The 19155-nt window shown below is 73.4% G+C and carries 17 protein-coding genes; 11 read left to right on the top strand and 6 right to left on the bottom strand.

All coding sequences use genetic code 11. The features are described from left to right. Nucleotides 1–24 precede the first annotated feature (24 nt). Entirely contained in the window at nucleotides 25–2319 is a 2295-nt protein-coding gene (locus ACFYL6_RS02640; RefSeq protein ID WP_387166429.1) for an AAA family ATPase, read from the top strand. 84 nt (nucleotides 2320–2403) lie between these two features. Here the strand turns inward: ACFYL6_RS02640 and ACFYL6_RS02635 are convergent, their stop codons facing one another. Beyond that, nucleotides 2404–2949: a YciI family protein gene (locus tag ACFYL6_RS02635; protein ID WP_387166427.1), complete on the bottom strand. Its 546-nt coding sequence runs from the start codon at nucleotides 2947–2949 to the stop codon at nucleotides 2404–2406. Nucleotides 2950–3028: 79 nt separating this feature from the next. Here ACFYL6_RS02635 and ACFYL6_RS02630 point away from each other — a divergent pair, with 79 nt between their 5' ends. Together ACFYL6_RS02630 and ACFYL6_RS02625 are read left to right on the top strand one after the other, a co-directional pair. Then, nucleotides 3029–6313, top strand: a complete 3285-nt coding sequence (locus ACFYL6_RS02630; protein ID WP_387166425.1) for a BTAD domain-containing putative transcriptional regulator — start codon at nucleotides 3029–3031, stop codon at nucleotides 6311–6313. Nucleotides 6314–6403: 90 nt separating this feature from the next. Further along, nucleotides 6404–7096 carry a hemerythrin domain-containing protein gene (locus ACFYL6_RS02625; RefSeq protein ID WP_387166423.1) on the top strand — a complete coding sequence of 231 codons (693 nt, stop codon included), beginning with the start codon at nucleotides 6404–6406 and terminating at the stop codon, nucleotides 7094–7096. Between the two features lie 135 nt (nucleotides 7097–7231). On the opposite strand, the gene ACFYL6_RS02620 is transcribed toward ACFYL6_RS02625, so the two are convergent. Further along, on the bottom strand, nucleotides 7232–7879 hold the full coding sequence (locus tag ACFYL6_RS02620) for a TetR/AcrR family transcriptional regulator (RefSeq protein WP_387166421.1): 648 nt from the start codon (nucleotides 7877–7879) through the stop codon (nucleotides 7232–7234). A 50-nt stretch (nucleotides 7880–7929) separates the two neighbouring features. On the opposite strand from ACFYL6_RS02620, the gene ACFYL6_RS02615 reads away from it, so the two are divergent. Further along, nucleotides 7930–8859, top strand: a complete 930-nt coding sequence (locus ACFYL6_RS02615; protein WP_387166419.1) for an NADP-dependent oxidoreductase — start codon at nucleotides 7930–7932, stop codon at nucleotides 8857–8859. Between the two features lie 92 nt (nucleotides 8860–8951). Here the strand turns inward: ACFYL6_RS02615 and ACFYL6_RS02610 are convergent, their stop codons facing one another. The 4 genes from ACFYL6_RS02610 to ACFYL6_RS02595 all read right to left on the bottom strand — a co-directional run bounded on the left by ACFYL6_RS02610 (nucleotide 8952) and on the right by ACFYL6_RS02595 (nucleotide 12561). Continuing rightward, nucleotides 8952–9518, bottom strand: a complete 567-nt coding sequence (locus ACFYL6_RS02610; protein ID WP_387166417.1) for a dienelactone hydrolase family protein — start codon at nucleotides 9516–9518, stop codon at nucleotides 8952–8954. Nucleotides 9519–9573: 55 nt separating this feature from the next. Beyond that, the gene (locus ACFYL6_RS02605) at nucleotides 9574–10680 is read right to left on the bottom strand and encodes a nucleotide disphospho-sugar-binding domain-containing protein (RefSeq protein ID WP_387166415.1); all 1107 of its coding nucleotides are present in this window, start codon (nucleotides 10678–10680) and stop codon (nucleotides 9574–9576) included. Between the two features lie 37 nt (nucleotides 10681–10717). Continuing rightward, nucleotides 10718–12034 (bottom strand): phenylacetate--CoA ligase PaaK, encoded by a 1317-nt coding sequence (gene paaK / locus ACFYL6_RS02600; protein ID WP_387166413.1) that lies wholly within the window; start codon nucleotides 12032–12034, stop codon nucleotides 10718–10720. A 77-nt stretch (nucleotides 12035–12111) separates the two neighbouring features. After that, complete coding sequence (locus ACFYL6_RS02595; protein WP_279515709.1) at nucleotides 12112–12561, bottom strand: MarR family winged helix-turn-helix transcriptional regulator; 450 nt, start codon at nucleotides 12559–12561, stop codon at nucleotides 12112–12114. A 135-nt stretch (nucleotides 12562–12696) separates the two neighbouring features. Here ACFYL6_RS02595 and ACFYL6_RS02590 point away from each other — a divergent pair, with 135 nt between their 5' ends. From ACFYL6_RS02590 to ACFYL6_RS02560, 7 genes are all read left to right on the top strand, one after another. Next, entirely contained in the window at nucleotides 12697–13917 is a 1221-nt protein-coding gene (locus ACFYL6_RS02590; protein WP_387166411.1) for an MFS transporter, read from the top strand. Between the two features lie 143 nt (nucleotides 13918–14060). Then, on the top strand, nucleotides 14061–14819 hold the full coding sequence (locus ACFYL6_RS02585) for a class I SAM-dependent methyltransferase (RefSeq protein ID WP_387166409.1): 759 nt from the start codon (nucleotides 14061–14063) through the stop codon (nucleotides 14817–14819). A 32-nt stretch (nucleotides 14820–14851) separates the two neighbouring features. Next, complete coding sequence (locus tag ACFYL6_RS02580; RefSeq protein ID WP_387166407.1) at nucleotides 14852–15325, top strand: fluoride efflux transporter FluC; 474 nt, start codon at nucleotides 14852–14854, stop codon at nucleotides 15323–15325. After that, nucleotides 15322–15684, top strand: coding sequence for a fluoride efflux transporter CrcB (crcB, locus tag ACFYL6_RS02575; protein ID WP_387166405.1), 363 nt, complete (start codon nucleotides 15322–15324; stop codon nucleotides 15682–15684). The genes ACFYL6_RS02580 and crcB overlap by 4 nt, the downstream gene beginning before the upstream one ends. A 116-nt stretch (nucleotides 15685–15800) precedes the next feature. Then, nucleotides 15801–16325: a PadR family transcriptional regulator gene (locus ACFYL6_RS02570; protein ID WP_145781434.1), complete on the top strand. Its 525-nt coding sequence runs from the start codon at nucleotides 15801–15803 to the stop codon at nucleotides 16323–16325. Further along, entirely contained in the window at nucleotides 16322–17002 is a 681-nt protein-coding gene (locus ACFYL6_RS02565; RefSeq protein WP_238661700.1) for an ABC transporter ATP-binding protein, read from the top strand. The genes ACFYL6_RS02570 and ACFYL6_RS02565 overlap by 4 nt, the downstream gene beginning before the upstream one ends. Beyond that, a complete protein-coding gene (locus ACFYL6_RS02560; protein ID WP_387166402.1) occupies nucleotides 16999–19152 on the top strand; it encodes an FtsX-like permease family protein in 2154 nt (717 codons plus the stop codon). Before ACFYL6_RS02565 ends, ACFYL6_RS02560 begins: the two co-directional genes overlap by 4 nt. Nucleotides 19153–19155 lie beyond the last annotated feature (3 nt).

Raw genomic sequence — 19155 nt, 5'->3', positions numbered from 1 at the left:
GGGAGAAAGGCCGGTGCGACACCCATGACCACCAGCATCATCGTCGACACGCAACGGACCGTCACCCCGCTCTGGCCGGTACCCCAGGAGCGGCGCATCGTCACCGTCCTCTTCGCGGACATCGTCGGCTCCACGGCTCTGGTGGACCGGCTCGACCCGGAGGACGTCCGAGCGTTGCAGCGGGCCTACTTCGACACCGTCGCCGGTGTGCTGCACCGCTGGCAGGGGGTGGTGGAGAAGTACATCGGCGACGCCGTGATGGCGCTCTTCGGCGCTCGGCACTCCGACGGCTTCGACGCGTACCGGGCGGTTCGCGCCGGGCTGGAGATCCAGGCCGCACTGGACCGGCGGCCCATGGTCGGCGGCACCAGGCTGCGCGTCCGGGTCGGGGTCGCCACCGGCGAGGTCGTGGTCGACCTGGGCGACGTCGTCACCGGCGGGCACGGCCTGGCCAGCGGCGCGGTGATCACCACCGCGGCCCGCCTGCAGGAGTACGCCGCACCCGGTGCCGTCGCGCTCTGCGCGGCTACCGCCCGCGCCACCGCCGGCCTGATCACCCAGCGCCAGCTGACGCCGGTGCCGGTCGCCGGCCGGGTGCCGCCGATGCCGGTCTGGCACGCCGTCGGGCCGGTACGCCCCGGCGCGGACCGGCACGACGGCCCGTTGATCGGTCGACGCCGCGAACTGGCCACCATCCGCGACCAGCTGGTCTCGGCCATCCGGGATCGGACACCACGCTGGATCTCCCTGGTCGGCCCCACCGGCAGTGGCCGCAGCCGGCTGCTGCACGAGCTGACCCGCGGGTTGACCACGGTGGACGGACTGTCGGTCCGCTGGTGCGTGGCGGCCTGCCAGCCGTACCCCGATCAGGTGTTGGCGCCGGTCGCGCACCTGCTCCGCGTCGTCGCCGGGATCCGACACAGCGACGGCCCCTCGGCGGTCCACGACCGGCTCGTCGCCGCCCTGACCCCGCTGTACCCGCCGACCAGGGTGGCCACCGCGGTCCCGGCGCTCCAGCGGATGCTGACCACCCCGGACGGCTCGGCCGCCGCCCTCGCCGGCGCGGCGATCTGCCGGGAGGTCCTGCTGCGCCTGGCCGCCCACCGGCCGCTGGTCGTGGCCGTCGACGACCTGGACCGGGCCGCACCGGCGGTGAGCCGGTTCCTGCACGCGCTGTTCAGCGCGGCGACGGAGCGCGGGCTGCCGTTGGCCCTGCTCACCGTGCACCAGCCGCAGTGGGCCGACACCCGGCCCGGTCCGGCCCGACGGGTGACGATCGGACCACTGGCCACCGTGCAGTCCGGGCGGCTGCTGCGCCACCTACTCACCCGGGCCGGGCAGCCGGTGACCCTGGTCGACCGGCTGCTGCCACTGGTGGGAGGCCGCCCCGGGCACGCGGCGGCGTACGTCACGTCGGTCGTGGACGGTGCCGACCCGGCGGCGCTCCCGCTGCCCGAGGCGGTACGCCGGGCAGTCGGCGCGGAACTGGACCACCTCGACGGTGAGCGGCGGGCGGTGCTGATGGCCGCCGGCACCCTCGGCGGTCTGATCTCCGGGGCGACCGTGGACCGGGCACTCGGCTGGACGCCCGGCCGGTCCGCACCCACACTGCACGGGCTGGTCGCCGCCGGGTTGCTGCTCCCCCACCACGTCGACGGGTACGCGTTCGCCGCGCCCGCGTTGCGCCAGGTCGCCGCCGAGCGGTTGCCCCGCGCCCTGCGGGCCCTCTTCCAGCGCCGGGCCGTCGGCGTCGCGCACCTCGACACCGTGCACCGGGACGCCGGCCCACCCGCCCCCCGAGCTGGTGCCGTCGGCGCTGGAGCGGTTCGCGCTGCTGCCGTTCGCGCTGCGGCGGTCAACGGCTCGGCGGCGCGGAGCGCCGAGATCGTGCGCCTCGACACCGTTGGCGCTCGGGCGGGCCGCCTCGACGCCGTCTTCGCGGCGCTGGCCCCGGTGGGGCCGGGCGGTGTCACCAGGCCGGCAGCGCTGCGGGGACGTAACCCCACCCCGATGATGGCCGCCCGGCCAGCCGTTTCGAGTGCCGACACCAACCGTTTGGCGGGCCCTCGCCGGCTCCGAGCCGTCGCCTCGGCGGGCGACGTAGCGCCGACCCAGGCCACGGCGTCCCTGTCTCCGAGCAGTACGGGCGGTCACCCGCCCCGGGACAATTCCCGCCCCCCAACGTCGATCCGCACGGTGGCTGTGAGGTCAGCCGCAAACCGGGCGCCCGCTGGCGTCGGCGCCCCGGCCGGCACGGTGCGCGCAATACCCCGCCCGCCGTTGATCCGCCGACCGGACGGCCTGCCCGCCTCCGCCTGACTCCGATGATCACTTGATGCCCAGCAGTCGAGCTGACCCCTCGACGACTACTGGACAACAATTGATCGAGGCGATCAGGGCAGCTCAGGACGGTCGGCCGCCGAACTGCCAGTTGTGCACCTCAATGTCGGCGTACCGGTCCGCCGTCAGGATCGCGCGCGCCGCGTCCGGGTTCGGCGCCCGGATCAGCGCGGCGGTGCCGAGCCAGGCAACGCCGTCGTCGGCCAGCAGGGGCCCGTACGCGATCAGCTCGTCCGGGTCGGGTGGCACGGCCAGGTCGGCGGCCTGCCCGGCGCCGAGACCGAGCACCAGATACCGGTTGCCGCCGGTCCGGCCGCCGGGGAAGTCCCACATGGTGCGGCCCAGCGTGTTGCGCCACCGACGCAGCAGCACGTCCCGGTACACGCCGGCCTGGAAGTTCGGCTCCTCGAAGGCGAATGCCCGCGCGGCGGCCGGGTCGGGCACGTCGACGATGTGCACGCTGCCGGTGGGCGTGTCACCGACGAAGGTCGGACCCCGGGCGATCATTTCCGCCGCGTACCGGTCCATGTACGACCAGTGCTCGGGCAACAGCTCGTCGCGCAATGCCGCCGAACCGGGGCGGTCACGGTGGTAACAGAGAAACTCCACGCCGCATTCTCGCCGGGTGCCCCTGGGTCCGGCGGGAGCGGGTGAGCCGCCAACGAGCCTGACTAGGATTGGTCCCGTCATGCTGCTACGGGTGCTCGGGCCGCTTGAGGTCGAGGTCGACACAGGCGGGCCGGTCGAGCTCGGCGGCCCCCGTCAACGCGCCGTGCTCGCGCTCCTGCTCGCGGCCCGTGGCGAGGTCGTCTCCGTCGGTCAGATGATCGAGGATCTGTGGCGGGGTGACCCGCCGCCCCGGGCGATCGCGTCCCTCCAGGCGTACGTCTCGCATCTGCGCCGCCTGCTGGAGCCGTCCCGCGAGCGCCGGGCGCCGGCCCGGGTCCTGGTCACCGCGCCACCGGGCTACGCGCTGCGGCTGCCCGCCGACGCCGTCGACGCCGGCCGGTTCGAGGCGCTGCTCGCCGAGGCACGGGCGGTCGGCCCCGCCGACCCGGGCCGGGCACGTCGGCTGCTGAGCGGAGGGCTCGAGCTGTGGCGCGGTCGGGCGTACGCCGAGTTCGCCGGTGAGCCGTGGGCCCAGCCGGAGGTGCTGCGGCTGGAGGAACTGCGGCTCGGCGCCCGGGAGCTGCTGCTCGACGTGACGGTGCGCTGCGGCGACGCGGCCGAGGCGGTGCCGGAGGCGGAGCTGTTGACCCGGCAGGCGCCGCTGCGGGAGGAGAGTTGGCGGCTGCTGGCGCTGGCGTTGTGGCGTACCGGTCGGCAGGGCGACGCGCTCGCCGCGTTGCGCCGGGCGCGGGCGACCCTGGCGGACCAGCTCGGACTGGACCCGGGTCCGGCGCTGGTCGAGGTGGAGGCCGCCATCCTGGGCCAGCGGCTCGACCTGCTGCCACCCGTGGCGGCGACAGCGGTACGCGCCCGCCGGCAGGTGTCCGAGGAGGTCTTCGTCGGCCGGGAGGCCGAGCTGGAGGCACTGCGGCAGGCAGCCGCCGACGCGGTGGCGGGCGGGCCGCGCGTCGCGCTGCTCAGCGGTGAGGCCGGGGCCGGCAAGACGAGCCTGCTCACCCGCTTCCGGGAGGGGCTCACCGCCCACGGCTGGCTGGTCACCGTGGGCCGCTGCCCCGAGGTCGAGGGCGCCCCGCCGGCCTGGGCCTGGGTGGAGGCGTTGCGGCAACTCACCGAGCAGGTACCGCCGGGCGATCTCGCACCCGCGCTCGCCCCGCTGCTCGGCGGGGAAGACGGCGAGCCCGGTGGCGACGTCACCGCCGGCCGGTTCCGGCTGCACCGCGCGGTCGGCGCCTGGTTGGACGCCGCCGCGGCCCGCAGACCGGTCGCCGTGATCCTCGACGACCTGCACGCCGCCGACGCCGAGACGTTGCTCCTGTTGCAGAGCGTCACCGAGATGACCGCCGGCACCGTCCTGTTCGTCGCGGCGCTGCGGCCCGCCGACAACGCCGAGCGGCTGGCCGACACGATGGCCGTCCTGGCCCGTCGGTCGCCCCACCGGATCCCGTTGGGCGGTCTGAGCACGTCCGAGGTCGAACGGCTGCTCGGCGCGCTGGCCCGGACCACCGTCGACCCGGACACGGTCGCCGCGCTGGCCGAGCGGACCGGCGGCAACCCGTTCTACGTCCGGGAGTCGGCGCGGCTGCTCGCCGCCGAGGGCACGCTCGTGGCCACCTCCGACGTGCCCGAGGGCGTACGCGACGTGCTGCGCCGACGACTCTCCCGCCTGCCGACGACGGCCCTCTCGGTGCTGCGCCTCACCGCGGCGGTCGGGCGGGAGGCCGACGTCCGCACGCTCGTCGACGCCGCCGGCACCGACGAGGCCACCGTCCTGGGGGCACTGGAAGCCGGGCTCACCGCCGGGCTGCTCACCGAACCGGCGCCCGGGCGGGTGCGGTTCGTGCACGGCCTGGTCTGCGACACGATCTACACCGACCTGCCGCAGCTGCGCCGCACCCGCCTGCACGCCCGGATCGCCGCCGCCACCCGCCGGCTGCGGCCCGACGACTATCCGGCTCTGGCCCACCAGTACGCCCGCGCCGCGTCGGCCGACACCGCGCCGCTCGCCGTCGACTACGCCATCCGGGCCGCCGAACTGGCCGAGCGGCGATACGCCTACGACGCCGCGATCGAGCTGCTCAGCAATGCTGTCGAGGCCGCCGCCACGGTCGCCGGGGACCGCGACACGCTCCGGGTCGACCTGCTCGGACGGCTGTTGCGCGCCCAGGCGCGGGCCGGGGCGGTGGCCGCCGCCCGGCAGACCCGGGCCCGGGCGATCGACGTCGCCGCGGAGTCCGGCCGCGACGACCTGCTGGTCGCGGCCTTCACCGCGTGGACCGTGCCCACCCCGTGGCTGACCCACGAGTACGGCGTGGTGGACCACCGGGTCGTCGAACTGCTCACCCGGCTGCTGCGCGCCGACGACCTGGACCCGGTCGCCCGCTGCCGGCTGCTGGAGGCACTGGCCACGGAGTTGGACGGGGAGTCCGACCCGCGAGGCGCGGCGGCCGGACGGGAGGCGCTGGCCCTCTCGCGCCGGCTGGACGACCCCGAGCTGCGCGCCCTCGGCCTGGCCGCACAGTTGCGCACCATGAGCTACGAGCGGGAGGCGCCGGACCGCCGGACCTTCGCCCTTGAGCTGCGCGACCTCGCCGACGAGCACGGGCTGGTGACCTACCGTTCCGTCGCCGAGCAGGCGCTGGGCCACTCCGCCGCCGCGCTCAACGAGCCGGACGAACTGCGCCTCAGCGTCGCCCGGCAGGGATGGCTGGCCGAGACGTACCAGCTGAACGAGGCGCAGACGATCAACAGGTGCTCGCTGGGCGCCCTCGCCCACATCGCCGGTGACTTCGTCGCCGCGCGGCGACACTACGACCAGGTCGCCGTGCAGATGCGGCGGCAGGGTTCGCTGCACGCCGAGGCCTTCCACTACTTCTCCACCGGGACCCTGCTGATCAGCCAGGGGCGGTTCGGTGAGCACCTGGAGGCGACCCGGCGGATACGGGGGTCGTTGGGCCCGATCGTGGACGACCTGCTGGCCCTGGCGCTGATCGGGAACGGACGCCTCGACGAGGCGCGGGCCATGCCGATCGGGCGGCACACCTACCGCCCGGACTACTTCGAGTCGGCCCTGCTCACAGTACGCGGGATGGTCGTCGTGGCGCTGAGTCGACGGGACCTGGCCCAGCCCGTGATCGACGCGCTGCTCCCGGTATCCGACCAACTGGCCGGATTCTCCACCACCGCGGCCGTGGTGCGGCCGGTCGCGCTGACGCTCGGGGAGCTGTTCCGGCTGGTAGGGCGCAGCGAGGAGGCGACCCGGCACTTCACCCTCGCCGCCCGGGTGGCCCGTCGGTGGGGGTCGCCGCACTGGCTGGCCGAGGCGACGGCGGCCCTGGCCGACTGACCGGCGCGGTTGGTGGACTCCAAGCCGGTTCCAAGTGACACCGAGCATGATCAACAGATCTGTGCCAGTTGATCCCTCGGAAAGGTCACCGTGAACCAGAACCACCGCGAAGCCATGGCCGACGTACGCGACATGTACATGGCGCACTCGGCGCTCCGTCGCGAGTTCAGCCTGCTGCCGCAGCTCGTCCGCGACGTCACACCCGGCGACGCCACGCGCGCGGAGGTCGTCGGCGCCCACGCCGAGATGCTCTGCCACATCCTGCACGTGCACCACGAGGGCGAGGACCTGCTGCTGTGGCCCCGGCTGCTGGAGCGCGGCGGCGCGGAGGCCGCGGCGATCGTCCCCACCATGGAGGCGCAGCACCACGCCATCGAGGACGCCCACGCGGCGGTGGTCGCCCTCCTCCCCGGGTGGCGCCGCACCGGAGGCGGCGGTGAGCACCTGTCGGACGCCCTGGAGCAGCTACGCGCCGCGCTGATCGAGCACATGGCCCTGGAGGAGAGCGAGATCCTGCCGCTGGCGCAACGGCACGTCACCGCCCGGGAGTGGATGCAGCTCGGCGAACACGGGATGAGCAAGTCCCCGAAGAAGCGGCTCCCGTTGGCCTTCGGCCTGGCCATGTACGAGGGCGACCCGGAGGTGGTCAAGGCGGTGCTGGCGCACGCCCCGCTGCCGGCCCGGCTGCTCATGCCGATCATCGCGCCGCGGCTCTTCGCCAGCCACGCCAAGCGGGTGCACGGCACCGCCACGCCCCCGCGCATCGGCGCCACCGTCCGCTGAGCGACGTCGGGCGAGCCGGCTGCTTCGGGCGGCTCGCCCGACGTCGGGGACCCCCTGCACTGGTCTGCCTGGCGGCGCACCCACCGGGCCCGCGCACGGCAACCCCACCACCAGCGACGACCCCGAACTGGAGTACTAGCCCACTTGACTGCGTCGGGATACCGATGCCGGGGACGCCAACCGCGCCACGGGCGGGAGCGGCGAGACATCCGGGGAGGCCTGGAATGCCGAGATGGCGAGCGCGGCGAAGCGCCGGGAGGCGCTGACCTGGATAGTCGGCGAGGTCGCGTGGATACCGCTGTTGGCCATGAGCACGAGGATGACGTCGTCCAGGACGAAGTCGGAACGCAGGCGACCGGCTTCCATCGCGCGGCGGGCCAGTTCGTCGATCGCTCTGAGCGCGTATTCACGGCGCGCTTCGAAATCGACCGCATTGGGAAAGGTCGACACAAGAGCTGCGGTAAAGCCTCGGTCGCGTGCGTGCAGTTCACACATCTTCTCGATCACGAGACAGAAACCGTGCCATGGATCCGAATCGGCAAGGCCCTCGTCGACAACGCCGCGACACGCGTACATCTGTTCTGCGAATGCCTCGGTGACCAGCATCTCCTTTGTCGGAAACCGGCGGTACAGGGTCGCGGGTGCGACCCCGGCGCGCCGGGCGACCTCCCGCATCGGCACGTCCAGGCCGTCAACGGCGAAGACCGCGCGGGCGGCCTCGAGGATGCGCTCGCGGTTGTCCAGGGCGTCGGAGCGAAGAGCGTGAGGCAAACGATCGGTCACGGCTCTCACTTTAGCGAGGCGGACAGCGGCCTGCGTTAGCGTCCGTACGCATGAGGGCTTTGCAATTTTCGAAGTACGGTCCCGCGAGTGTCCTTGAGGTGTCGGAGGCACCGGAACCGCACGCCGGACCCGGCCAGATACGGGTGGCGGTTCGGGCCTCGGGTGTCAATCCGGCCGACACCTACGTTCGCGCCGGCCGATTCCAGGAGTGGATTCCGCTTCGTCTGCCGCACGTGCCCGGTGTCGACGCTGCCGGCGTGGTGGATGAGGTCGGCGACGGGGTGACCACGGCTCAGGTGGGCGATGAGGTTTTCGGGATCACGGACTACGCCCAGATGGGCGGAGCGAACGCCGAATACGCCGTCCTGGCCGCGTGGGCACCGAAGCCCGCCGCCCTGACCTGGGAGCAGGCCGGCGGCGCGGCGGGCAACATCGAGACGGCCACCCGAGTGCTCGACCGGTTGGGCGTCAAGGACGGCACTACGCTGTTGATCGAGGGCGCGGCCGGCGGGGTCGGTACGACCGCGATCCAGCTCGCTGTCGCTCGCGGTGCGACAGTCGTCGGCACGGCCAGCGACCGCAACCATGAGTTCGTCGCCTCGCTCGGGGCGATCCCGACCACCTACGGCGCCGGGCTGGCCGAGCGGGTCCACACGCTGGTGCCCGGCGGGGTGGATGTCGTACTCGACTGTGCCGGCTCTGGTTCTCTGCCAAACCTGGTCGGCCTGGTCGCGAGCCCGGACCGGGTGGTGAGCATCGCCGACGCCAACGCCACGGCCTACGGCGTGCACCTGTCGCGCGGCTCTGGCCCCGGCGCGGACACACCGGCTCTCGAAGGCATCGCCGCCGCCGGCGAACTCGCCGAGCGGGGTCGTTTCACAGTGCCGGTCGCTGCCGTGTTCGCTCTGGAAGAGGCGGCCGCCGCTCACGAGCTGAGTGAGTCCCGCCATGCGCGAGGCAAGATCGTGCTGAAGCCGTAGCGTGCCCCGCTCTGTTTCCACCCGCCCGGAGCACCCGCGGCCCGGGGGTTGCCGCCGAACGTCCGCCGGGGCCAGGACACGGGGACGGGTGCTCAGCGGGCGGCCAGGAAGGCCAGCACGCGCGGCCAGGCCGCCGCGGTGGCGTCCGGGGAGTACTCGGCCACGTCCGGGTCGGTGAACAGGTGACCCACGCCGGGATAGCGGAAGACCGTCAGGTCGGCGCCGGCGTCGGTCAGCGCCTGCTGCCACTCGTCGACCTCGTCCGGCGCGTCGTACGGATCGGGGTCGGCGAGGTGCAGCTGCACCGGCAACCCGGGTCGGACCGCGTCCGGGGCGCCGCCGGTGCCGTGCAGCAGGAGCAGACCGGCGGCGTCGGGGCGTTCGGCCAGCAGCGCCCCGGCCACGCCGGCGCCCATCGAGAAGCCGGCGAGCACCGCCTCCGGTGGCAGGTCACGCAGCGCGTCGCGGGCCCGGTCCAGCACCACGTCCTGGCCGACCTTGTCGAGCAGCGCGAAGCCCTCCTCGACGGTGTCGGTGGCCGGGACGCCGTACAGGTCGGGGGTGCTGACCTGGTGCCCGGCGGCGCGCAGCCGGTCGGCGGCGGCGCGCACGGCGGGCCGCAGCCCGTACACGGAGTGGAACAGCACGACGTGTCGCATCCGGTCATCCTGCCGCAGTCGGCGGTCCGTCCGGTGTGGCCACGCGGGGTGGGTGTCAGACCAGTGCCGTCAGCCGCGCGACGAGGTCGGCGGGTGGCGGCATCGCGGCGATCTCGCGACTGACCTGCGCCGCAGCGGTACGCAGCCGCTCGTCGGTGAGCAGCTGGGTCAGTGCCCGCGCGGTGATGTCCCGGGGTCGCAGCGCCAGACCGGCGCCCCGGCGGGCCACCAGCTCGGCGTTGTGCCGCCGGTCCCCCGGGCCCGTGGTGGCCAGCTGGGGCAGGCCGGCGGCGAGGGCGCCGAGGGCGCTACCCGCCCCGCCGTGGTGCACCAGCGCCGCGCTCGCCGGCAACGCCTCGTCGAGCGGGATCCAGTCGACCACCCGCACGTTGCCGGGCACCGAACGGGCCGACCGCTCGTCGGGGCGGACCAGCACGATCTCGGCGTCCACCTCGGCGGCGGCGGCCACCACGGCGGGCATCGGCCCTTGGTCGCCGGGGCCGGTGAGGGTGCTGCGGGTGACCAGGATCCGGGGGCGCTCACCCGGCTCGCGCAGCCAGGCCGGCAACTCGCCGCCGCCCACGTAGGACGTGTAGCGCATCGGCCAACCGCCCTGGGTGGCGACGCTGGGCGGGGCCACGGCGAGGGCCGCGACCGGCGCGGGCAGCTCGGTGAGGCCGTGCCGGCGCAGTGCCGCGCCGAGTCGGGCCACGGTGGCGCGGACCAGGTCCCTACCGTCGAAGAGGGCGTTCTCCTGGCGTACGGCCGGCACGTCGAGCCGCGCGGCGGCCACCGCGCCGGCGACCGCGAACGGCTCGTGGAGCACCAGATCCGGCCGCCACCGGGTGGCCAGCGCGACCACCGGGTCGGTGAGCTGGTCGTTGAGCGCGCCGAACAGCAGGCCGGCGCCCCGGGTGCCGGCGGTGCCGGCCAGCTCGGCCCGCGCGATCAGCGGATGGCGGGGAAAGACCCGCAGCGCGATCCGCCCGAAGTCGAAATTCGGCGCGACGTCGTGCACCGCCAGACCGGCGTCGGCGGCGGCGAGACCACCACCGCCGGTGGCCACCAACACGTCGTGGCCGGCGTCGCGTAACGCGACCGCGAGCGGCACCAGCGGGAAGACGTGCCCGACGAGCGGGGCGGAGACCACCAGCACGCGCATGGGCAGGATCCTATGTCGACAACGCGAGCGGACAACGCTAGGCGGTGGGGCCGGACGGTCGCTGGTCGACGATGCGGCGCATCTTGCCCATTGACCGTTCCACCGTGTCCGGGGCGAGGACGTCGACCGCCACGCTGACGCCTATGGTGTTCTTCACCAGCGCAACCAGCGTGCCTCCGGCCCGCTCGGCGGCGTCCACGTCGACGTCGGCCCGCCGCTCCACCCGCACCGTCAGGGTGTCCAGCCGGCCGTGCCGATCGAGGACGCACTGGAAGTGCGGCGACAGCTGCGGGGTGCGCAGGATCAGCTCCTCGATCTGGGTGGGGAAGATGTTCACCCCGCGCAGGATCATCATGTCGTCGGTCCGGCCGGTGATCTTCTCGATCCGGCGCATCGGCCGGGCGGTGCCGGGCAGCAGCCGGGTCAGGTCGCGGGTGCGGTAGCGCACGACCGGCATCGCTTCCTTGGTCAGGGAGGTCAACACCAGCTCACCCCGCTCGCCGTCGGGCAGCACCGCCCCGGTGACCGGGTCGATGATCTCCGGGTAGAAGTGGTCCTCCCAGAGGTGCAGCCCGTCCTTGGTCTCGACGCACTCGGTCGCCACGCCGGGACCCATCACCTCGGAGAGCCCGTAGATGTCGAGGGCGTGGATGTCCAGTTGCTGCTCGATCTCCCGGCGCATGTCCTCGGTCCACGGCTCGGCGCCGAAGATGCCCACCTGCAGTGAGGTGGCGCGCGGGTCGATGCCCTGGCGGCGCATCTCGTCCACGATGGCCAGCAGGTAGCTGGGCGTGACCATGATGACCTCGGGCTCGAAGTCGCGGATCAGCATGACCTGGCGCTCGGTCATGCCACCGGAGACCGGGATGACCGTGCAGCCCAGCTCCTCGGCCCCGTAGTGCGCGCCCAGGCCGCCGGTGAAGAGCCCGTAGCCGTACGCGACGTGCACCCGGTCGCCGGGACGACCGCCGGAGGCACGGATCGACCGGGCCATCAGCCGCGCCCAGGTACGCAGGTCGTCGCGGGTGTAGCCGACCACCGTCGGCCGGCCGGTGGTGCCGGAGGAGGCGTGCAGGCGGGCGACCCGCTCCCGGGGTACGGCGAACATGCCGAACGGGTAGTTCTCCCGCAGCTCCGCCTTGCCGGTGAACGGGAAACGCGCCAGGTCGTCGAGGTCCCGGCAGTCGTCGGGGTGCACGCCGGCGGCGTCGAACGCCCGCCGGTAGTGCGGCACGTTGTCGTACGCGTGCCGCAACGACCAGCGCAGTCGGTCACGTTGCAGGGCGCGCAGCTCGTCGATGCCGGCGCGCTCGATCGGCTCCAGCTCCTCCGGACGAGGGGTGCGGTCCTGCATCGGCTGCCTCCTTGGCGCGGCGGTCCCGGTGGGGCTGCGGGTACCGTACGCCCGCCGTCGCCCGGGCCGGCGGGTGGTCAGCGGGCGGCCGGCAGCCGGTGCAGGGCGTCGACCAGCGGTGCCAGCTCGGGGGTGGCCTCGGCCTGGGCGAGCGCGTCGGTGAGCACCCGGTCGTGGGTCGGTCGGGTCTGGGCGAGCAGCTCGGAGCCGGCCGGGGTCAGCTCGGTGTAGATGCCGCGCCGGTCGTCGGCGCAGAGGATGCGGGTGAGCAGCCCCCGCTGTTCGAGGCGGGTGACCAGCCGGGTGGTGGCGCTGCCGGAGAGCGCGGCGGCGCGGGCGAGCTGGCTCATCCGCATGTGCCAGCCGTCCTGCCGGGAGAGCGCGTCGAGCACCGTGTATTCGACGACGGAGAGGTCGTGGCCGGCCTGCAGGGCCCGCTCCAGGGACGTCTCGATCAGCCCGTGCAGGGCGGCGAGGGTGCGCCAGCCCTGCGCGCGGATCTCGACCGCGTCGTCGGCGATGCCCATGCCGGCCTCCTGGGTGTGATCTGAACGGTCCCCAGGCTACCACGCTTGCGCCGATATAAAGCGCGTGCAAGTATTTCGTTGCTTCCGCGTGTAGTTGCATGCGCCGCATATCTGCCTCCTCCGGATGGGAAGACCATGTCCGTACGCCACACGTCCCTCCCGCCCGGCCTGATCGCGCTGGCCATCGGCGCCTTCGGCATCGGGCTCACCGAATTCGTGATCATGGGGTTGTTGCCCGAGGTGGCCGCCGACTTCGCGGTCACCGAGCCGGTGGCCGGCTGGTTGATCTCCGGCTACGCGCTCAGCGTGGCCGTCGGCGGCGTCGCCCTCACCGCGGCGGTCACCCGACTGCCGCGCAAGCCGGTACTGCTCGGCCTGATGGTGCTCTTCATCATCGGCAACCTGCTCTCCGCCGTCGCCGGCGACTACGCCGTGATGATGGTCGGCCGGATCGTCGCCGCGCTCTGCCACGGCGCGTTCTTCGGCATCGGCGCCGTGGTCGCCGCCGGCCTGGTCGCACCGGCCCGCCGGGCGGGCGCCATCGCCATGATGTTCGCCGGCCTGACCATCGCGAACGTGCTCGGGGTGCCGTTCGGGACCTTCCTCGGGCAGCACTTCGGCTGGCGGTCGACGTTCTGGGCGATCACCGCCATCGGGGTGGTCGCCCTGGTCGGGTTGGCCCTGCTTATCCCGGCGGGCGACACCGCCAACGCCGACCGTCCAGCCGGTGGGCTGCGCGGCGAGTTGCGGGCCTTCACCCACCCGCAGGTCTGGCTCTCCCTGGTGATCACCGTCCTGGGCTTCGGCGGGATGTTCGGCGCGTTCACCTACATCGCCTACACGCTCACCGAGGTCAGCGGCTTCGCCACCAGCACCGTGCCGTGGCTGCTCGTCCTCTTCGGGGTCGGGCTCTTCGCGGGCAATCTGCTCGGCGGTCGGGCGGCGGACAGGTCGCTGTCGCGCACCCTGGTCACCGTCTTGGCGGTGCTCACCGTGGTGCTCGTCGGCTTCGCGCTGACCGCCACCAACCCGGTGCTGACCATCGTCGCGCTGGTGCTGATGGGCGGGTTCGGCTTTGCCACCGTGCCGCCCCTGCAGATGCGGATCATGCGGTACGCCCACCAGGCGCCGACCCTGGCGTCCGGCGCGAACATCGCCGCGTTCAACCTCGGCAACGCGTTGGGCGCGTGGATCGGCGGGGTGACAATCGCCGCCGGGCTCGGCTACACCTCGCCGATCTGGGCCGGCGCCGCACTCACCCTCATCGGTCTGGGCGTACTCCTCGGCGCGCTGCGGCTGGCCCGGCGCGACGAACCGGCCCGGGCCGACACGAGCCTGGTGGACACCACGGTCTGACCCGGCCCGCAGGAGGGGCGCCGGGCCGGGCGGATGCCCGGCCCGGCGTCGCTCTGATCATCGCCCTGCCATCCTCCCGCAATTGCAAAAGATGTGCAACAAGGTCTGGCCAGCGCCCTCGTACCGTAACTAGCCTGATCGCCATGAGTCCTTACATCGTGGATCCCTGGGCCTGGCAGGAGAGCTGGGACCGTCAGCAGGAGGCCTACCTCCCGGACCGGGAACACCGGTTCACCGCCATGCTCGACACCGTCGACGCGGTCCTCGACGGCCGGCCACCGCGCGTGCTCGACCTGGCCGGCGGCACCGGCACCATCTCGCTGCGAACGCTGGCGCGCTTCCCCGCCGCGGAGACGACACTGATCGACCTCGACCCGGCGCTGCTCGCCATCGCCGACGCCTCGCTGGCCGACCGGGCCACCATCATCACGGCCGACCTCGGCACCCCCGAGTGGCGCTCCACGCTCCCCCACCAGGAGTACGACGCCGTGCTCACCGCCACCGCCCTGCACTGGCTGTCGGCCGACCGGCTCGGGCAGCTCTACGCCGAACTGCGCGACGTGCTGCGACCGGGCGGCGTCTTCGTCAACGCCGACCACATGATCGACGACACCCTGCCGGAGCTGACCAAACGGCTGATGGACCGGGCCCGGGACCGGCGCAACGCCCGATACACCGCCGGCTCGGTGCTGTCCTGGTCGGACTGGTGGGAGCGGGCCGGCGCCGACCCGGCCCTCGCCCCGCTGGTCGCCCAGCGACACGCGATCTACCCGACCGGGCACAGCCCCGAGTGGAACCCGCCGGTCTCCTGGCACCTGGCCGCACTGACCGCGGCCGGGTTCAGCGAGGTCGGCACGGTCTGGCGAGGCGGCCCGGACGCCGCCGTCGCGGCAGTGCGGTGACGCCGCTGGCGCCGGCACTACGCTGAGGAGCCGTGCCAGAGCCGTTCGAGCCGCGTACCGACCCCGACGTCGACCTGCGCGTCCCCACCGACCGCCGCGAGCTGACCGCGCGCCCCGCGACGGTTCTCGCCGCGATCGCGGCCGGCGGGGTGCTCGGCGCGCTGGCCCGGGCCAGCCTGCAACATGCCGTGCCGCACCCACCGACCGGCTTTCCGTGGGCCACGTTCGCCATCAACACGTCCGGTTGCCTGCTGATCGGCGTGCTGATGGCGGTGCTCGGGCACCTCGACGGCGGGCATCCGCTGGCTCGCCCGTTCCTCGGGGTCGGGGTGCTCGGCGGGTTCACCACCTTCTCCACCTACGCGGTCGACGTCCAGCAGGCGTTCGTCGTGGGCGCACCGGGCACCGCACTGGCGTACCTCGCCGCGACGGTGCTCGGGGCGCTCGTCGCGGTCGCCCTGGGCGACGCCGTCACCGCCGGGCTACTGCGGCGGGCGACCCGATGACCGTCCTGCTCATCGCCCTGGGCGCGGCCGTCGGCGCGCCGCTGCGCTACCTCACCGACCGGGCCGTGCAGTCCCGGCACGGCTCACCGTTCCCCTGGGGCACCTTGCTCGTCAACGTGGCCGGATCGCTGCTGCTCGGCGTCCTGATCGGGTGGCCGGCCGGCCCGGCGGCAAGCGCGTTGGTCGGCACCGGGTTCTGCGGGGCGCTGACCACCTACTCCACCTTCAGCTACGAGACGCTGCGGCTGGCCCGGGGTGGCCGGCGGCTCCTCGCGCTGGCCAACGTGGTGGGCAGCGTGGCCGCCGGGCTCGTCGCGGCCAGCGCCGGCTACGCCCTGGCCCGAGCCCTGACCGGCTGAGCGCGCACCCGCCAGGCCGCACCCATTTCCATCGACACCAGCGCCCGGACCAGGCGCCAGTCAGCAATACACCGAAGGTATATACGCGAGGTATACCCTCAGTGTAGTCTGCTGGCATGAGCGTGCCACTGACCCTTCTCGGCCTCCTCGAACGGGAGCCCAGCCACGGTTACGACCTGAAGCGCGACTACGACGCCTTCTTCGGCCGAGGCAAGCCACTGCCGTTCGGCCAGGTCTACTCCACCCTCAGCCGACTGGCCCGCGACGGCAAGGTGGTGATCAGCGACGTCGCCCCCGGCGCCGGCCCCGACCGCAAGCGCTACATCATCACCGACGTCGGCGCGACCGAGGTCGAGCAGTGGCTGACCCAACCGGTCGACCCGGAGCCGCACCTGCAGACGGTGCTCTTCGCCAAGGTCGTGCTCGCGCTGATGCTGGACCGGCCGGCCGCCGAATACCTCGACACCCAGCGCAGCGCGCACCTGCACCGGATGCGGGAGCTCACCGAGATCAAGCGCGCCGGCAGCCTGGTCGACGCGCTGCTGGCCGACCACGGCCTCTACCACCTGGAGGCGGACCTCCGGTGGATCGAGATGACCGGCGCCCGACTGGACGCCCTGCGGAAAGAGGTGCGGCCGTGAGCGTCGTGATCGAAGCGCGCGACGTGGAGTTCTCCTTCGGTCAGACCCCCGCCCTGCGCGGCGCCAGCGTCGCCGTCGAGGCGGGCGAGATCCTCGCCGTCATGGGCCCCAGCGGCTCGGGCAAGTCCACCCTGTTGCACTGCCTGGCCGGCATCCTGGTGCCCGACTCCGGCGAGATCCTCTTCGACGGGGCCGGAGTGCACGCCATGGCCGAGACCGAGCGCAGCAGCCTGCGCCGGGACCGGTTCGGTTTCGTGTTCCAGTTCGGTCAACTCGTCCCCGAGCTGACCGCGGTGGAGAACGTCGCGCTGCCACTGCTGCTCAGCGGCGTACGCCGAAAGCAGGCGCTGCCGAAGGCGTACGACTGGTTCGCGCGCCTCGGCCTGGACGGCCTGGAGCAGCGGCGCTCGGGTGAGCTCTCCGGCGGGCAGGCGCAACGCGTGGCCCTGGCCCGCGGCCTGGTCGCCGAGCCGCAGGTGCTCTTCGCCGACGAGCCGACCGGCGCGCTCGACTCGCTCACCGGCGAGCAGGTCATGGACCTGCTGGTCGGCGCCGCCCGCGAGCAGGGCACCACTGTCATCCTGGTGACCCACGAGCCGAGGATCGCGGCGTACGCCGACCGCGAGGTCATGGTCCGCGACGGGCGCGTGAACGCGCCGGACCGGATCGCCTCGTGATCCGCTTCGCGCTCCGCCTCGCCGTGGCCGGCGGCCGTGAGGCGCTCACCCGCCTGGTCGTCATCGCCGCCGCCGTCGCGGTCGGCAGCGGGCTGCTGCTGACCACCCTCGCCGGGGTCAACGCGGTCAACGCCCAGCTCACCCGGTACGCGTCGATGTATCCCAACCCGTCGACCGCCGACGCCGACCCGCTGTGGTGGTCGAACCGGCAGGACTACTTCCACGGTGAGCAGATCATCCGGATCGACGTCGCCGCGACGGGCTCGACCGCGCCCACCCCGGTCGGCATCCCGACCACCCCGGGTCCCGGTGAGTACTACGCCTCGCCCGCGTTCCGCCAACTGCTGGCCGCCCACCCGGCCGACCAGCTGGGCGACCGCTACCCGGGACGTGACCTCGGCACCGTTGGCCCGGCAGCGCTGACCTCGCCGGACACCCTGCTCGTGATCGCCGGCGGCACCCCCGAGGAGGTCGCGAAACTGCCCAACGCGCAGCAGGTCACCAGGGTCGGCGACGCCCCCGCGCTGCCCGAGACGACGGTGAACCTCATCCTGGGCGTGATCGCCGGTGGGCTGCTCTTCCCGGTGCTGATCTTCATCGGCACCGCCACCCGGCTCAGCGCCGCCCGTCGGGAGCAGCGCTTCGCCGCGATGCGCCTGGTCGGCGCGACACCACGGCAGATCTCGCTGGTCGCCGCGGTGGAGGCGGCCGCCGCCGCCGTCGCCGGCACCGCCGTCGGCTTCGGCCTGTTCTACGCCTTCCGCGACCCGCTCGCGGGCATCCCGTTCACCGGCATGCCGTTCTTCCCCACCGACATGTCCCTCGGCGTGCTGGACGTCCTGCTGGTGGCACTCGGCGTCCCGGCCGGCGCGGCGCTGGCGGCCCAGGTCTCGCTGCGCCGGGTACGGATCTCGCCGCTGGGCGTCACCCGGCGGGTCACCCCTCGCGCACCGCGCGCGTACCGGCTGATCCCGATGGTGCTCGGCGTCGCCGTGCTGTTCTTCGCCCTCGGCTACCGACCCGAGACGTCCGACGGTCAGACCGCGTTGTTCCTACCGACCCTTCTGCTCGTCATGGCTGGCCTGGTCTTCGCCGGCCCCTGGTTGACGATGGTCGGCGCGCGGGTGATGGCCCGACACGCCAACCGCCCGGCCACGCTCATCGCCGCGCGACGCCTCGCCGACAACCCGAAGGCCGGCTTCCGGGCGATCAGCGGCATCATGCTCGCGCTCTTCGTCACGAGCGTGGCCGTCGGCGTGATCACCACGATCGTCGCCAACCGCGGCCCGTCGCCGATCGGCTCGACCGACGCGGGCACGGTGACCACCGTCTTCGACGAGAAGGCCCCGTCGGTGCCCGACAGCCTCTTCGCCGAGCTTCGTGCGATCACGGGGGTGCGCTCCGCGACCGCCATCCGGGAGAACCCCGACATGATGACCGGCGGCGAAGCCGGGGTGATCGCGTGTACCGACCTCCCGAGCGCGTACGGCCGGTGCGCCGACGGCGCGAGCGTCGCCGAGGTGCCGTTGGGCCTCAGCCGCTGGCGGGAGTCGGCGTCGCCCGCGACGGTCTGGCCCGCCGCGTCGCTCACCCTCGACGAACTCCAGCGGCTGCCGGTGGTGTCGATGGTCGTCGGCACGGACGGCTCCGCCACGGCCATCGAGCGCACCCGCACCGTACTGGAGGTCGCCTTCCCGACCTTCTGGGTCGGGCCGAACGTGCCCGGCGACTTCGAGTCGGACTTCGCCGACACGCTGCGCGGCTGGGAACAACTGGCCAACGTCATCATCGTGGCCAGCCTCGCGCTCGGCGGGTGCAGCCTCGCGGTCAGCGTCATCGGTGGTCTCACCGAACGCCGACGTCCGTTCAGCCTGCTGCGTCTCAGCGGCGCGCCGGTGCGGGTCCTGCGCCGGGTGGTGGCGCTGGAGAGCGCCGTACCGATGCTCGCCGTCGCCGCCGTCGCCATCGGCATGGGCCTGCTCGCCGCCCACCTGTTCCTGCGGGCGCAGATGGACTACACGCTCGTCGCGCCGCATCCCGGCTTCTACGTGATCGTGGTCGTCGGGTTGGCGGCCTGCCTCGGCGTCATCGCCTCCACCCTGCCGCTGCTGGAACGCATCACCGGGCCGGAGACCGCCCGCAGCGAGTAGTCG

This window comes from Micromonospora sp. NPDC007208 (genome assembly GCF_042869175.1).
Taxonomy (GTDB): domain Bacteria; phylum Actinomycetota; class Actinomycetes; order Mycobacteriales; family Micromonosporaceae; genus Micromonospora; species Micromonospora foliorum.
Note: the sequence above shows the minus strand (reverse complement) of the source record. Positions and strands in the feature narration are given on the sequence as shown.